Annotated in this window: 15 protein-coding genes; 13 read left to right on the forward strand and 2 right to left on the reverse strand. The window is 73.7% G+C overall.

The features are described from left to right. Positions 1 to 136 precede the first annotated feature (136 nt). From ABEA43_RS40820 to ABEA43_RS40865, 10 genes are all read left to right on the forward strand, one after another. Positions 137 to 1,252, forward strand: coding sequence for a hypothetical protein (locus tag ABEA43_RS40820; protein ID WP_345570672.1), 1,116 nt, complete (start codon positions 137 to 139; stop codon positions 1,250 to 1,252). 35 nt (positions 1,253 to 1,287) lie between these two features. After that, complete coding sequence (locus ABEA43_RS40825) at positions 1,288 to 3,018, forward strand: GH3 auxin-responsive promoter family protein (RefSeq protein ID WP_345570673.1); 1,731 nt, start codon at positions 1,288 to 1,290, stop codon at positions 3,016 to 3,018. Beyond that, positions 3,011 to 5,428, forward strand: coding sequence for a phosphotransferase (locus ABEA43_RS40830; protein WP_345570674.1), 2,418 nt, complete (start codon positions 3,011 to 3,013; stop codon positions 5,426 to 5,428). Before ABEA43_RS40825 ends, ABEA43_RS40830 begins: the two co-directional genes overlap by 8 nt. Continuing rightward, positions 5,418 to 6,224 carry a nucleoside/nucleotide kinase family protein gene (locus ABEA43_RS40835; RefSeq protein ID WP_345570675.1) on the forward strand — a complete coding sequence of 269 codons (807 nt, stop codon included), beginning with the start codon at positions 5,418 to 5,420 and terminating at the stop codon, positions 6,222 to 6,224. Before ABEA43_RS40830 ends, ABEA43_RS40835 begins: the two co-directional genes overlap by 11 nt. Before the next feature lie 8 nt (positions 6,225 to 6,232). Beyond that, positions 6,233 to 7,033: a DUF6182 family protein gene (locus tag ABEA43_RS40840; RefSeq protein ID WP_345570676.1), complete on the forward strand. Its 801-nt coding sequence runs from the start codon at positions 6,233 to 6,235 to the stop codon at positions 7,031 to 7,033. Positions 7,034 to 7,139: 106 nt separating this feature from the next. Continuing rightward, positions 7,140 to 7,925, forward strand: coding sequence for an SGNH/GDSL hydrolase family protein (locus tag ABEA43_RS40845; RefSeq protein WP_345570677.1), 786 nt, complete (start codon positions 7,140 to 7,142; stop codon positions 7,923 to 7,925). Beyond that, positions 7,925 to 9,115: an acyltransferase family protein gene (locus ABEA43_RS40850; protein WP_345570678.1), complete on the forward strand. Its 1,191-nt coding sequence runs from the start codon at positions 7,925 to 7,927 to the stop codon at positions 9,113 to 9,115. Before ABEA43_RS40845 ends, ABEA43_RS40850 begins: the two co-directional genes overlap by 1 nt. A gap of 13 nt (positions 9,116 to 9,128) precedes the next feature. Further along, on the forward strand, positions 9,129 to 9,716 hold the full coding sequence (locus tag ABEA43_RS40855; protein ID WP_345570679.1) for a GerMN domain-containing protein: 588 nt from the start codon (positions 9,129 to 9,131) through the stop codon (positions 9,714 to 9,716). Beyond that, the gene (locus ABEA43_RS40860; protein WP_345570680.1) at positions 9,713 to 10,396 is read left to right on the forward strand and encodes a response regulator transcription factor; all 684 of its coding nucleotides are present in this window, start codon (positions 9,713 to 9,715) and stop codon (positions 10,394 to 10,396) included. The genes ABEA43_RS40855 and ABEA43_RS40860 overlap by 4 nt, the downstream gene beginning before the upstream one ends. Before the next feature lie 44 nt (positions 10,397 to 10,440). Beyond that, positions 10,441 to 11,835, forward strand: coding sequence for a sensor histidine kinase (locus tag ABEA43_RS40865; protein WP_345570681.1), 1,395 nt, complete (start codon positions 10,441 to 10,443; stop codon positions 11,833 to 11,835). Positions 11,836 to 11,881: 46 nt separating this feature from the next. On the opposite strand, the gene ABEA43_RS40870 is transcribed toward ABEA43_RS40865, so the two are convergent. Continuing rightward, the gene (locus tag ABEA43_RS40870) at positions 11,882 to 12,217 is read right to left on the reverse strand and encodes a hypothetical protein (RefSeq protein ID WP_345570682.1); all 336 of its coding nucleotides are present in this window, start codon (positions 12,215 to 12,217) and stop codon (positions 11,882 to 11,884) included. 303 nt (positions 12,218 to 12,520) lie between these two features. On the opposite strand from ABEA43_RS40870, the gene ABEA43_RS40875 reads away from it, so the two are divergent. Further along, positions 12,521 to 13,291 (forward strand): GAF and ANTAR domain-containing protein, encoded by a 771-nt coding sequence (locus tag ABEA43_RS40875; RefSeq protein WP_345570683.1) that lies wholly within the window; start codon positions 12,521 to 12,523, stop codon positions 13,289 to 13,291. Here ABEA43_RS40875 and ABEA43_RS68700 read toward each other — a convergent pair. Further along, complete coding sequence (locus ABEA43_RS68700) at positions 13,187 to 14,308, reverse strand: hypothetical protein (protein ID WP_345570685.1); 1,122 nt, start codon at positions 14,306 to 14,308, stop codon at positions 13,187 to 13,189. The two genes, ABEA43_RS40875 and ABEA43_RS68700, sit on opposite strands and share 105 nt — an antisense overlap. On the opposite strand from ABEA43_RS68700, the gene ABEA43_RS68705 reads away from it, so the two are divergent. Together ABEA43_RS68705 and ABEA43_RS68710 are read left to right on the forward strand one after the other, a co-directional pair. Then, positions 14,213 to 14,656 (forward strand): hypothetical protein, encoded by a 444-nt coding sequence (locus ABEA43_RS68705; RefSeq protein WP_486348730.1) that lies wholly within the window; start codon positions 14,213 to 14,215, stop codon positions 14,654 to 14,656. The genes ABEA43_RS68700 and ABEA43_RS68705 overlap by 96 nt on opposite strands. After that, entirely contained in the window at positions 14,614 to 14,922 is a 309-nt protein-coding gene (locus ABEA43_RS68710) for a hypothetical protein (RefSeq protein ID WP_486348729.1), read from the forward strand. The genes ABEA43_RS68705 and ABEA43_RS68710 overlap by 43 nt, the downstream gene beginning before the upstream one ends. Positions 14,923 to 14,991: the final 69 nt, after the last annotated feature.

The following is a 14,991-nucleotide window of genomic DNA, read 5'->3' on the forward strand; positions in this document are numbered from 1 at the left end:
GCCTGGCCGCGTCTGGCCGCGGCGCTGCGCAAGGCGCTGCGCGGCCTGGGCTGGCGGCAGTGTTAGCCGCCAGCCCAGGCCGCGCAGCATCGGCGGCGGTGCCGGGCACCGGCGATCGGGTACGAGAGGAGCGTCCGTGACGCCGAACGCACGCGGTCCCTCCGGGCGGCTCCTGCTCGCCCCGGTCACCATCACCGCCACCAAGCCCCTGCTGCCCACCCACATCAAGGGCTTCCTGTGGATGGACACGCTCTACCGGGCCACCCGGCCGGTCCGCGACCTGGAGTATTACTGGAACCCCCGTGCCGCCAACCTGACGGGGCAGACGATCCAGTTCTGGGACTACCTCGACCGCCACCACGCGGACCTCGACCACGACGCCCTGCCCACCGACGAGCTCGGCCGCCTCTACGTACGCTTCCATGCCTCGGGCGACGCCCGCCCCATGGACCGGCTGCGCCACTACACCGAGCGCGTCGAGCAGGAGGGCTGGGTGCACCCGTCCACCCAGGCGACGACCCGCGACTGGAAACGGCAGCTCGACCTGCTCGGCGTGCACGACCCCGGCCTGACCGCCGACCGGCCCGCGGCGGCCTCGATCGACGAGACCGTGGAGCTGCTGGCGCGGCGTCATCTGTGCGTGGACCACCGCCGCCACGGCGGCCCGGCCTATCTGGACGGCACCCGGTGGGGGATGCCGCTGCGCACGGTGATCGGCGCCGACGGGCACGCCAACTACCTCCTGGTCATCCTGCGGGACCTGCTCCCCCGCCTGGCCGGCGGGGACGAGGTGCTGCTCGTCTACGACGACGACCTGGCCCACGACTACGCGCTGCTCGCCCGGGTGCTGGGCGTGATGGGGGCGCGTCCCCACAGGCTGCCGCTGGGGCGCGTACCGATCGGCGGCGCCGTGCGCTCCAGCAGGCACGGCGGCTGGGACGGCCACTCCATCGGCCGGCTCGCCGAGCTGTGCCTGCGGGAGTTCGACCAGGCCGCCTACCGGCTCGGGATGCGCCTGTTCTTCATCGGGATGCTCAAACGCACCTCCTCCGAGCCGTTCCGCCTGGACCTGCTGCACCGTGCGCTGTCGCGGGCCGGCCGGATGGTGCGCGAGGCGGGCGAGGGGTGTGACCTGCCCGCGTTCCTGCGCGGGTTCGCCACGCCCGCGGGCTGGACCGACCCCTACCGCCTCACCGACTTCCTGTTCGCGCGGCGAGCCCCGGCGGCCCTGCTCGACCAGGTCTACCTGTGACGCGGGCCGACCAGAATCCGACGACCAGGAGGGCCATGACCACCGACCGATCCTTCGCCTCCCCCGCCGAGCGCGCCGAGGCGTACCGGCGGCGGGTCCTGCACGAGAGCGACCAGGCTCTCGCCTCGCTGGACGACCCCCGCGCCGCCCAGGCCGCGGTGCTCGCCGAGGTTCTCGCCACGAACGGGGAGACCGCGTTCGGGCGCGAGCACGGCCTGGCCGGGGTGCGTGACGCCGCCGGCTACCGGCGGGCGATACCGATCCGCGGGCACGAGGAGTTCCGGCCGTGGCTGGAGCGCGTGCACGCCGGCGAGCAGCGGGTGCTGACGAGTGAGGAGCCCTCGGCGTTCTTCGCCAGCAGCGGCACGACGGGCGGGGAGAAGAGCATCCCGGTGACCTCCGGGTTCCTGCGCCGCTGTTTCCTGCCGTTCTACTTCGCGGGCTTCGCGCAGCTCGTACGGCACCATCCCACCCTGCTCTCCCGCGACGACGCCGTGCTCAACCTGTGGCAGGACCCGCATTCACCGACGGGCCGGACGAGCGGGGGCCGGCCGCACATCGGCCCGAGCCAGCTCGACTTCGCCAAGGCGGGCGAGGAGCTCGCCGTCGGCCTCGGCAACCGCGCGCCATGGAGCCGCCTGCCGGACGAACTGGCCGGCGCCGGGCCATGGGAACGCGCCTACCTGCGGCTCAGGCTGGCCGCCGAACACGACGTACGGGGGGTCATCGCCATCAACCCGGCGATCGCCGCCGCGCTGCCTCACCAGCTCGGCCTCTGGTGGCCCCGCCTGGTCCAGGAGATCAGGGACGGGACGGTGGGCGGCAGGGCGCTGCGGTCACCGGCCCCGGAGCGCGCGGCGGAGCTGGAGCGCGCGGCCACCCGCCACGGCACGCTGCGCCCCGCCGACGTCTGGCCGCGGCTGGAGCTCCTCCTGACCTGGAACACCTACGTGTCCCGGCTCTACCTGCCGGCGCTGCGCGACGACTACGGCGCCGGCCTGAGCATCCGCCCCGCTCCGATCGGCTCATCGGAGGGGCCGCTGGCCGTCCCGGTGCCCGGCCGTGCCACCGGCGGGGCGCTGATGGTGAGCGGCTGCCTCTACGAGTTCATCCCGGCCGACGAGCCCATCGAGCCGTGGAGCGACACCCTGGAGCCGCACGAGCTGAGTGAGGGTCAGGAGTACCACGTGGTGGTCTCGCACGTCGGCGGCCTGTACCGGTGCGCGGTGCGCGACATCGTGAAGGTGCTCGGGTTCGCGGGCGCGACGCCGCTGGTGGAGTATTCGTGCCGCGCCGGCCTGGTCTCCGCGGCGGGCGAGCGGGTCCGCGAGTCGCACGTGCTGCGGGCGGTGACGGCGGCGTCCGGGACGACGGGCCTGGCCGTCCGCAACGTGATGTACCGGGCCCTGCCGGACGGCGCACCCGGACATGAGGCGGCCGTGGCGTTCCCGGCTCCGCCCTCGGAGCCGGAGACGCGGGCGTTCCGCGCCGCGCTCGACGAGGGGCTGTGCCATGAGGCGCCCGGGTACGCGTCCGCGCGCCGGTCGGGCGCCCTGGCCGAGCCGGTGGTGCACGCGGTGGCGGTGGAGGCGTTCTGGGCGGAATGGCGGCGCCGGGTGGAGGAGGGCGAACGGCCCACCCGGGTCAAGGACCGGGTGTTCCGCGACGATCCCGCCGCATGGGCACGCGTGCTGGCCGGCTCGGGAGCGAGCGAGCTCCCCGGCACGGGCACGGGCACGGGTGGACGGGAGGCGAGCGTTGTCTGAGATCGTCGAGCCCTCGACCGACCTGCTGCGGAAGCTGCCTTACCCCAGCCTGCCAGGCCGCGGCCAGTACACCGAGCGCGCCAGACGAGACCTCCTCGCCTGGCTGAGGAAGACCACGAGCGCCCCGCTGCGCTCCCTGGAGCAGTCCACGATCGACCCCTGCTCACTGCCCGGCAACGTGGAGAACTTCGTCGGCGCGGTCGAGATCCCGGTCGGCCTGGCCGGGCCGCTGCTGTTCACCGGCCGCAACGTCGAAGGCATGGTGACGGCGCCGCTGGCCACCACCGAGGGCGCCCTGGTGGCCTCGGTCGCGCGCGGCGCCAAGGCGATCACCCTGGCGGGCGGGGTGACCAGCCAGGTCATCTCCCAGTGCATGACGCGGGCGCCGGTGTTCGAGTTCGCCGGGCTGAGCGCGGCGGGCGAGTTCGCCCGCTGGATCGTGACGCGCAAGGACGAGCTCGAACGCCGGGTGGCGGAGGTGTCGGCCCACTCACGGCTGACCCTGATCGACCCCGTTCAGCTCGGCAGGGCCGTCCATGTGCGCTTCGTGTACGAGACCGCCGACGCCAGCGGCCAGAACATGACCACCGCCGCGACCTGGCGGGCCTGCCAGTGGATCAACGATCAGCTCGCCACCATGCCCGGGCTCGCGCCGGTCTGGTTCGCGATCGAGGCGAACCTGAGCGGCGACAAGAAGTTCACCCATCTGAACATGATCTCCGGCCGCGGCACCCGGGTCGTGGCCGAATGCGTGCTGGACCGTACGACGGTGCGCCGCGTGCTGAAGAGCACGCCGGAGGCCGTGGACCGGCTGTACCGGCACTGCGTGCTGGCCGGGCAGCAGGCCGGCATGGCGGGCCACGACATCGACGCGGCCAACGTCATCGCGGCCATCTTCGTCGCGACCGGGCAGGACATCGCCAGCGTGTACGAGTCCGGCACCGGACTGTTCGCGGTGGACGTGTCCGAGGGCGAGCTACGGGCCACGCTGGTCCTGCCGAGCCTGGTCACGGGCGTGGTCGGCGGCGGCACCAGGCTGGCGCGGCAGCGCGACTACCTGGAGGTGCTCGGCTGCGGCGGCGAGGGCCACGCGGCCCGCTTCGCGGAGATCATCTGCGGGTTCGCGCTCGCGCTCAACCTGTCCACGATGGCGGCCGTCGCCGGTGGGCAGTTCGCCGACGCGCACGAACGGCTCGGCCGCGGCAGGCGGGTGAACTGGCTCAGCCGCGACGACCTCGGCGCCCCCTTGCTCCGGCCGATGCTGGCCCGCGCCCTGGACGCGCCCGGCCTGGAGGTCACCGACGTCGCCTGGATCGAGGACGCGTCAGGGTCCAGCCTCATCACCGAACTCGCCGCCCGCGGCGACCGCCGCAAGACCACGGGGATCTTCCCGGCCCGCGTGGCCTGGCGGCGGGACGGCGACGGCGGCAACGGCGACCATGGGCACACCGACCTGGTGCTCAAGGTCAAGCCGCTCGACCAGGAGGTGATCATCGAGGCGGCGAAACTCGCCTCGCTCTGCGGCGGCCGGGTCGCCGACCTCTACCCGCACTGGCGCGAGTGGACCGGCTTCAAGGCCCTGCACACCCGTGAGCTGTCCGTCTACCGCACCGCGGAACCGGCGTTGCGCGCGGTGCTGCCCCGCACGTATGGGGTGCACGAGGACGCCGGGCGCGAGGCGTACGTCATCGCCATGGAACGCCTCGGCCCTGACGTGCTGCTCAAGGACAGCGCCGACACCCCGGAACGCTGGCGGCCGGAGGACCTGGCCGCGGCCATACGCGGCATCGCGCCCGTGCACGCGGCCTTCCTCGGCCGCGACGACGAGCTGCGCGCCTGGCTGGACCCGGTGCAGAGCGCCGAGCGGATGACGGCCATGCGGGAGCTGTGGGCGGCGTTGCTGGAGCACGGCGCGTCCGAGCATCCGGAGCTGCTGGACGCCGCCGCGGCGGCCCGGCTGCGCCGGATCGTCGCCGAGATCCCGCAGTGGTGGCGGCGGCTGGAGTCGATGCCGCGCACGCTGGTGCACAACGACTTCAACCCGCGCAACATCGCGCTGCGCTCGGCCGACCTGAGCCTGGTGGCCTACGACTGGGAGCTGGCGACGCTGCACGTCCCGCAGCGGGATCTGGCGGAGCTGCTGGCGTTCGTGCTGCCGCCGGATGTCGGCGCGGCGCGCGTCGCCGCCCTCCTCGACCTGCACCGGGAAGCCGTCGGTAAGGCGGACGGGCCCGAGGCGTGGCGTGAGGGCTACCGGCTGGCGCTGTGGGACTTCGCCGTGACCCGGCTGCTGCTGTACGTCATGGTGCACGGGCAGCGCGAGCTGCCGTTCCTGAGCCGCGTCCTGGCCACGACGCTGCGGCTGATCGCCATCGAGGACGCCGTGGCAGGAGAGCCCGATGCGCACTGAGCCCGTACGGGTGGCGCTGCTCGGCATCGACGGGTCGGGCAAGAGCACCTGCGCCCGGCTGCTCGCCCGCAATGCCCCGGTTGTTGTGCTGTCGTGCCTGCGCCCGCACGAGAACCCCGGCGGCCCCCTGCGGGAGCTGTCCCGGCACCTCGACACGCTGTCGGCGGGCGCCGACCGCCTGGGCAGCCCCGATCTGAAACTCGCCGTCCTCTACCTGCAGATGTGCACGTACGGGGTGGTGGAGCGGTTCTTCGTGCGGGGGCCTGCCGCGGCGATCATCACCGAGCGGCATCCCCTGATCGACACGCTCACCTACCTGCCGCTCTACCGCTCCGCGATCGACCGGGTGACCGTTCCCGGCCGCGGCGCTGTCCTGCGCGATCAGCTCGCGAAGGAGCCGGCCGCCGCCGTCCAGGCCGCCCGTGCCTGGTGCGCGGCCCTCTCCCGGCGGCCGGGCGGGCGCACGCCACGGCTGGACACGCTCGGGGCGGAGCTGGCCGGCCTGCTGACGCTGCCTCCGGAGGCGCTGGTGGCCGAGCTCTCCGCCCGTTTCGCGGTGTCACCGCCCGACGTGGCGATCCTGCTCGACATCGACGTCGCCGAGGCCGCCCGCCGGGTGCGGGCACGCGAGCGCCACCCGGAGCCGCACGAGCGCCCCGACCTGCTCCCCCTGATCCGGGACGGTTACGAGGAGTCGCTCAAGGCGTTCTCATCGGTACGGGTGCACCGCATCCAGGTGGACGACCGTCCCGCCCAGGACATCGCCACCCAAGTCGCCCAGCTGGCCACACTGTGACAGACCCCATGTCCCCGGTCCCCGAACAGGAGACGTCGCGCGAACGGGGCACGTCGAGCGAACGGGGCACGTCGCACGGACAGGGGACGTCGCACGGACAGGGGACGTCGCACGGACAGGAGACGTTGCGCGCGCACCTCGACGCGCGAATCGCCCGCGTCCGCCGCTCCCAGCCCCTGCCTCCGCCTCGGCCCCTGCCCCTCCCTTTCCCCGCTCGCCCGGACTCGGCGCAGGACGTCGGCGTGATCGCGGTCCTGCGCGCGTTCGACCCCGCGGCCTTCGCCGCCTCCGCGCACGCCTTCGCCCGGAGCATCCCGGAGTCCGGGCGCGCGCCCTGGTACGCCGCCTTCACCAAGACGATCTTCCTCGCCGGCGACCCGGGCAACCTCACCGACCGCCATCCCTTCGACCACGTGTCCGCCGACGGCTCCATCGCCTGGTACGGCCCCGCACCGCTGACGACCCGGGAGGGACTGCGCCGGTTGCTGCACCCGTTCCGGGGCCCGCGCGGCCTCACCGCCCCGTTCACCCAGGAGGCCCGTCTGGCCGCCGAGGGTCCCGACGCCCACCTCGACGTCCCGGTCGGCGCCCTGCCCCTGGAGGACTACCTCGTCCACGTCAACCACCTGATCGCGGAGGCGACCCTGGACGGCCTCCTCACCGGGGTCGGCCGCCTGCTGATCCGCCACCTCCCCGGCCACCCGGATCCCGAGGCCCGCTATGCCCGCATACGCGTCCTCCCCGACCCCGGCTCCCCCGGCCGCCTCCACGCCCACGCGTATCTGTCCGTGCAAGCCCGTTCGCCCTGAAGAGTGCGTCACAACCCTGACGAGCCGCCCTTCGTGACGGCCGGTCCCCCATCGTGTGATGAAACGATGACAACGCGGCTGACCTGTGGATTCGTCTGATTGCCTGATGGCCATGCAGCCGACCTCGTTTCTCCCCAAGTCCACCGGCCGCCGTACCGGAGCGATCCTGGTCGTGGCCGCCGCGCTCGCGGGTTGCGGCGCGTCCACCGCCTCTTCCTCCCCCACCGGGCAGGCCGCGACCGGCGTCAGGGTGTTATGGATGGGCGACTCCATCGCGGGCGCGCAGGCCCCGGCCCTGGAAGCGGCGCTGAAGGCCGGCGGTGCGGCGTTCAAGAACGTCACGTCCGACGGCGGCGGCAACGTCGTCGCCGGTGACCATGAGGTGACGGCCATGGCGGCCGCCGACACCTGGAAGACGCTGAAGGAGAGCCTCGCCTCCTTCCGGCCGACGGTGATCGCCTACCAGATCACCACCTACGACTGGGGCACCGCCCGCCAGCAGCTGTCGGCGTACCGGAAGCTCTCCAAGGCGGCCGGGGACGCCGGGGCCGAGCTGGTGCTGGTGTCCGCCCCGCCGTTCAAGATCGACGAATTCTTCAAGCCGCACGAGAACGCGATCAGGAGCGCCCCCGCGATGGCCGCCAAGGCGGCCGGAGCCGCGCACGTTCGCTATCTGGACGCCTCCGAGCTGTGGGGCGGCGACTACGCCGCCGGCAAGGCGCAGCGCGCCAAGGACGGCATCCACTCCTGCCAGCAAGGGTCGGCGGCCTTCGCCACCTGGTTCGCCAAGCGGCTCGGCGAGCTGGCCGGCTTCACCCCGGCCGCGCCCGAAGTCTGGGCCACCGGGCCGTGGACGGGCGACGAGCGTTTCGTCAAACTCGGCTGCGGCTGATGGGCCCAGCCCCGCGCCGCGCGCACATCGGCGCGCTCGACGGGCTGCGCGGGCTCGCCGTCGCCGCGGTCCTGCTGTTCCACGCCGGGCGGCTGGGCGGCGGGTTCCTGGGCGTCGACCTGTTCTTCGTCCTGTCCGGCTTTCTGATCACCGGCCTGCTGCTGGCGGAGCTCGGCAGGGACGGCCGCCTCGACCTGGTGGCCTTCTGGGGGCGCCGGGCCCGCCGGCTCCTGCCCGCGCTGACCGTCATGGTCACGTCGACGCTCCTGCTGGCCTGGGCGTTCGCGAGGCCGGGCCTGCTGGCGTCCGCCCTCCAGGACGCGCCGTGGGTGGCCGCCCAGAGCGTGAACTGGCACTACATCGGCGAGCGGATCGGCTACTGGAACGCCTCGGACACCCGCCTGTTCGCCCATCTGTGGAGCATCGGCGTCGAATGGCAGTTCTACCTGGCCTGGCCCCCGGTGGTGGCGCTGGCCGGGAGAGGGCCGGGCGGGCAGCGGCGGGTCGCGTTCGTGGCGGTGGCCGGTGCGCTCGTCTCGCTCCTGCTCATGATCAAGCTCGGGGCGGCCGTGGACACCACCCGCGCCTACGAAGGCACCGACACCAGGGCCTTCTCGCTGCTGCTCGGCGCGGCCGCGGCCACGTCGCCCGTCCGCGACGCCGTGGCCGGCCTGCCGCGCACGGCCGTGGACGTGATCTGCGTCCTGCTGCTGTGCGGGCTGTCGGCCTCATGGGTGCTGACCGGCGGGGAGCAGGCGCCCGGCCTGTTCCAGGGCGGGATGTTCGCGCATTCGCTGGGCTGCGCCGTGCTGATCGCGCTGCTGGCCCGTACGCCGGACGGCCTGGTCGGCCGGGTGGCCGGCAGCGCCGTACCGCGCCGGCTGGGCGAGCTGTCCTACAGCCTGTATCTGTGGCACTGGCCGGTCTATCTGCTGCTGCCCCGGCCGGAGGCCGGGGGCGGCGGCTGGGCCTGGACGATCGCCGCGATCGGGCTGTCGCTCCTGGCTGCGATAATCTCGAAGGTCACCGTCGAGGATCCGGTACGACTGCGCGCCCGGTGGGCCGCCGGGCGCCGCGGATGGGCGGCGCTGGCCGCCGCGGGGGTGCTGGCGGCGGGGCTGTGGGCGGCGATACCGCGGCCGGAGCCCGGCGCCGGGACGGTCGACGTGAGCAGGCTCAACCAGCCGTAGCCCGGGGGAGATCATGCCGAGGAACGCAGCCGTAGCCGGGGAGATCATGCCGAAGAGCGAGAGCGAACACACGCCGGGAGCGCTGTGCCGCGTGACGGCCGTCCTGGTCGCGGCGGCGACGCTGGCGGGCTGCGGGATCACCGACACCGATGCGCGTCCCGCCGGTCAGCCGGTCCAGGGCGGCCTGACGCAGAGCAGCGGCAGCCTGCTGCGGGTCTACTTCGTCACGCCCGAGGGCACCTGGCCGGTGTCCAGGCCGGCGGCTTCCGGCGATCGGCTGCAGCAGGCCATGGCCGCGCTGCTGGCCGGCCCCACGGCGGCCGAGCGCGCCCGGGGGCTGAACACGCGGCTGCCCCCGGCCACCCGGCCGATCCGGGCCAGGACCGCCGAGGGCCGGGTGGAGCTGCGTCTGCCGTGGCTCGTGCGCGACCTGCCGCCGGTGGCGGTGAGCCAGCTGGTGTGTACGGCCGCCGCCGCCCCAGGCGCCGGCCGCGCCCCCGTCATCGAGGTGTTCGAGCCCGGAATGACCGGTGAGCCCTGGCCGGTCAGATGCGACGAGAGCGGGTCGGCGACCCCGGCAGAAAAGGGAGGATTCTCGTGACCCGCGTGCTCGTCATCGAGGACGACCCCGCCGTGCGCCGGGGCGTGAGCCTCGGCCTGCGCCACCGGGGCCACGAAACCCTGCTCGTCGCGACCGGCGAGGACGGGCTGGCCGAGCTCATCGCGAGCGCGCCCGACGTCGTGCTGCTCGACCTGATGCTGCCCGGCATGAGCGGCCTGGAGACATGCCGCCGCATCCGCGCGTTCAGCCAGGTGCCCATCGTGATCCTGTCCGCGCGCGACGATGACGTGGACGTCGTCGTGGGCCTGGAGGCCGGGGCCGACGACTACGTGATCAAGCCGGCCAGCAGCGAGGTCATCGAAGCCCGGATGCGCGCCGTGCTGCGCCGTACCACCCAGCCCGCCTCCCCCGATCTGGCCCGCACGACGCACGGCGACCTGCTCATCGACCGGGTCGCCCTGCGGGTGCTCAAGCACGGCGCGGAGCTCGCGCTGGCGCCGACGGAGCTGAAGCTGCTGCTGTTCCTGACCGCCGCGCCCGAGCAGACCTTCAGCCGCCAGCAACTCCTGGAGCAGGTGTGGGAGCACGCCTTCCACGGCGACTACCGGCTGGTCGACGCGTGCGTGATGCGGCTGCGGGCCAAGATCGAGGACGATCCCCGCACTCCCCGCTACGTCCAGACCGTGCGCGGCTTCGGCTACCGGTTCGGGCCGCTGTGATCCGCCCGCCTCTCCCCCGTGGCCTGCGGGCGCAGCTGGTTCTGGTGTTCCTCCTGGTCTCGGTGCTCAGCGCGCTGACCGCCGCCACGTTCACCTTCCGCCAGGGCCGCACCGCGATCGTGGAGCGCGTCCAGGCCGACGCCCTGCAGGAGCTGCGCGTCCACCTCGTCTCCCGGGCGCCCGACCTGCCCGCCGACCCGGCCGCGGCGGACCTGCGTACGCTGGCGCTGCAGCTGGACCGTGCGGCGGGCCCGCGCGGCTGGCGCACCGCGCTGTCCTATCGCGGCGGCCCGCTCGTCACCGCCGGCGCGCAGGCGCCGCTGCTGCCCGCGCCGCTGCGCGCCCGAGCGGTCTCGGCGACCACCGCGCTGGCCCAGCGCTTCCACCGCGACCGGACGCCCTGGCTGGCCGTGGCCCTCCCCGTCACCGCCGCCGCGCGCCCGCACGACCCCGCGCCGCTCGTCGTGTACGCCTCCTTCTCCCTGGCCTCCCAGCAGCAGGACGTGGACACGCTGGCGGCCGCCGCCCGCGCCGGGGCCCTGCCGGTCGCCCTGGCCTCCATCGTCCCGGCGCTGCTGGCCGCGCGCAGACTGCTGCGACCGGTACGGCGGCTGCGGGCGGCCGCCGAGCAGGTGGCCGGTGGCAGTCTGGACACCCGGGTCCGCGTCACGGGCGACGACGAGCTCGCCGACCTGGGCCGCACCTTCAACACCATGGCGGCCACGCTGCAGTCCGACGCGGCCGCGCTGCGTGCCATGGAGGCGCGGGCGCGCCGGTTCGCCGCCGACGTGTCCCACGAGTTGCGTACGCCGCTGGCGGCCATGTCCGCCGTGACCGAGGTCCTCGACGCCGACGCCGGCTCCGGCCGCCTCGCCCCGCTCACCGCCGAGGCGCTGCACCTGGTCTCCGACGAGACCCGCAAGCTCACCCGCCTGGTGGAGGATCTGATCGAGGTGTCCCGCTTCGACGCGGGCGCCGCCGTGCTGCATCTCGACGAGGTCGACCTGGGCGAGCTCATCGCCAAGACCCTGGCGCTGCGGCACTGGCACGACCGGGTCCGCACCGAGGTTCCCCCGGGGCTGCGCGCCCGGCTCGACCCGCGCCGCGTGGACGTCGTCCTCGCCAACCTCGTGGGCAACGCGCTGCGGCACGGCGGCCCGGCGGCGTCGGTGCTCATCCAGGTCCGGGCCGAGGCCGGCGAGATCGTCATCACGGTCTCCGACGACGGGCCCGGCATCCCCGCCGGCCTGCTGCCCCATGTCTTCGACCGCTTCACCAAGGCGGACGCCGCCCGTACGCGTACCGAAGGCAGCGGTCTGGGCCTGGCCATCGCGGCCGAGAACGCGCGCCTGCACGGCGGCACCCTCACCGCGGCCGGCGCGCCCGGCGGCGGAGCCGTCCTGACCCTCACCCTGCCGCGCGCGGAAGGCCCGCGCTGACAGGCGCGTCACCGCGTGGCGGAAGAGGGCGCGCTGACGGGGCGCGTCAGCCGGCGAACTTCTGCGCGCGGTCCCTGGCCCATTGCGCGGCCTCGGCCGCCTGGCCGGCGGTGACGGGCGCGCCGGGCATCGCGCTCAGGCGCTCCACCTGCTCGGCGTAGCGCAGGTGCGCCTGGTGAGCGTGTTCGCGGCAGGCGAGGCAGGTGACGCTTTCCGGGTGCGGCGAGGTCATCGCGTAGGGGACCTGGAGCCCGCAGCCGGTGGTGACGACGCTCGGCGCGTCAGGCGCGCGCCCCAACGACGACACGATCAGGTTGCGGTACGCGGCACCGGCCTGCATCACCTTCTGCTCGACGTGGATGTGCGGGTCAGTGTCGTTCATCGGCGTCGGCCGCCTCCGTCCGGGTCGTCCGGGAATCAGCCTAATGCGGTCACTCGGGGCTTGAGCGGCAACCGTGTAGGGTTGGCGATGAATCTCCGTCCGGCGCACGGGAGAGGACGACACGGCCGATGTGGCCGGGAGAAGGCGGCAGGCCGGACGCCGGCATCCTTCTTCGTCGAGGTGGCAGCGTCAGGAAGCCGGCGCCGCAGCCCCCCAAGGGCGCGCACGCACCGCTCACCTGCACCATCACCGCTTTCATCCGGGGCAGGCCGTTTCGCGGCTGCCCCGTGGAGTCGCCGCCTCATGTCCGGACCTGACAAGCAAGCCGAACCGCCCGAGATCGTCGCTCCCGATCTGCGTGAGCTGACCGAGGTGCTGCTGGCCACCAGCGACATCCGGCAGGCCCTGAGCGAACTGGCCGTCATCGCCGGCCGCATCACCCCGCACGCGCCGATGGCCGGAGTGACCCTGCGCTGGGCCGGCCAGATCATGACCGTGGCCTCCTCCGACGCGCACGCGCTGATGATCGACGAGATCCAGTACGACCTCGACGAACAGGGCGGCCCCTGCGTGACCGCCATCAACACCGGCCAGATCACCATGGTCCGGGACATCGTCACCGAACACCGCTGGGGCACCTATACCGCCCAGATGCTCACGCACGGCGTACGCAGCATCTACTCCCACCCCCTGAACGCCGACGGCCAGACCGTCGCGGCGCTGAACCTGTACTCCCCCAGCATCAGCCAGACCGCCTTCACCCGGCCGACCCGGCAGGCGATCAAAGTGACCGCCGAGCACACCGGGCTGCTGCTGCAGGCGGTGCTGCGCGCGGCCCGCCAAGCCCAGCTGACCGAACAGCTGCGCACCGCGCTGGCCAGCCGCGAGATCATCCACCAGGCCTTGGGCATCATCATGGGCCAGCAGCGGTGCACCGCCCACGAAGGCTTCGAGCTGCTGCGGCGGGCCTCACAGAACCGCAATCGTCCCGTGTACGACCTGGCGGCCGACATCGTCGAATCGATCACCGGCGCCCGGGCCGACGCCACTCCGTTCGTCGATCCGGACCTCTGAGCCGCGCCGGGCAGCGGCGGCGTCGCTGGCCAGGGCCGCCTCCTCCGGGCGGCGGTGTTCCGCGACGCCGTCGCGGCCGGGGGCACGGTGGGCCGGCCAGCGGCGGGCCAGTTCGCCGGCCGTCCACAGCCGGTCGAAGGTGTCCAGCGGCACAGGGTTGCCGCAGCCCTCCAGCAGCGCGCGGCGTGCCTCGGCGACCTCCTGCCAGCGCCGGTCGGAGAAAGTCCGGACCGCGAAGCCACGGTTGGGCAACCGCACCGCCGAGATCGCCGCCTGACCGCTCCTCATGAGGAGAGCGCCGTGCGTAAGGGACGACCGTGCAGGCGGAAACGCCGGGGAAACACGGTTCCGGCTTCGATGGCCGGTGTGCCCATGAGTCGACGAAATCTCCTGGCGCGGGCGGGCCTGACGGCCGGCTCCGCGATGCTCGCGCTGCTGCCGGACGACGCCGCGGCGGCCGTCCCATCCCCCGGCGACCCCGACCAGCTCTTCAAGGCAGGCAGGTTCGCCCAGGCCGACCGGGCCTTCGCGCGCCTGTTGCGCGAGAACCCGGCCGATGCGCACGCGCTGACGCAGCGAGGGCGGATCGCGTTGCTGGCCAACCGGTTCGAGCCGGCCAGGCGTTTTCTGACCGAGGCCATCAGGCTGGCCCCCGGGGACGCCTTCGCCAAGCGGCAGCTCGCCGAGTGCCACATCCGCCAGGACGACCTGCCGCCCGCGGTGCCGCTGCTGCGGGGTACGGGCAAGGAGACCGACGCCGCGTACGCCGACCTGTACGCGAGCGTGACCGGCGCCCCGTACCGGCTGCAGGGCGCGCAGGAGGCCCGGCTCCCCTTCGTCACCGTCGATCCCCTGCCCTGCGTCCGGGCCTCGGTGAACGGCGGCGAGCCCCAGACGTTCCTCATCGACACCGGCGCCACCCTGGCCCTGTCCACCGCGACGGCCGAGCGGGCAGGTCTGCGCGCGGTGTCCACCAGCACCACCCATCCCGCCGGGCAGACCCTCACCACCTACCACGGCGTATGCGATCGTTCGGGCTGGGCGGCATCACGCTGGGCACCGTCCCCGTGGACTGGTACAGCCTGCGCATGCCCGACCTGCCGGACGGCACCCAGCCGGCCGGGGTCATCGGCACCACGCTGCTCTACCACTTCATCGCCACCATGGACTACGCCGGCCAGGCGCTCGTCCTGCGGCGCAAGACCGCCGCGCAGGCGCGGAGGGCCCAGGCCGCTCAGGGAGGCTCTGGCCGGCTGCCGCTGTGGCTGGCCGGCGACCACGTGCCCTGCACGCTGGGCAGCGTCAACGACTACGGGCCGCGCGTGGCGTCGGTCGACACCGGCGGCATGGGCCTGGGCATCATGATGACGGTGGCGAACGCCGAACGGGCCGGCGTCGAGATCGACTACGACCATCCGCAGGACTCCGGCGGGATGACGTCCTACGCGATCGCCCCGGCCCGGATCAGCCTGGGGCGGGCGACCGGCCGGAACGTCCCGGGCGTCGCGGGCGCCTGGCCGTGGCTCGACCTGTTCGGGTTCGAGACGGTCGGCAACTTCACCCACGAGTTCCTCAGGTCCCGCGCCGTCACCTTCGACTACGCCGGCATGAACCTCTACGTCACGGCCTGAGCCGGCGTCGATCAGGAGCGGCGGACCGGGGGGTAGTGGTGCGGCCGCGTGCTTCTCGCCCGGCTTCCT

It is taken from the genome of Nonomuraea rosea (assembly GCF_039539705.1).
Taxonomy (GTDB): Bacteria; Actinomycetota; Actinomycetes; order Streptosporangiales; family Streptosporangiaceae; genus Nonomuraea; species Nonomuraea rosea.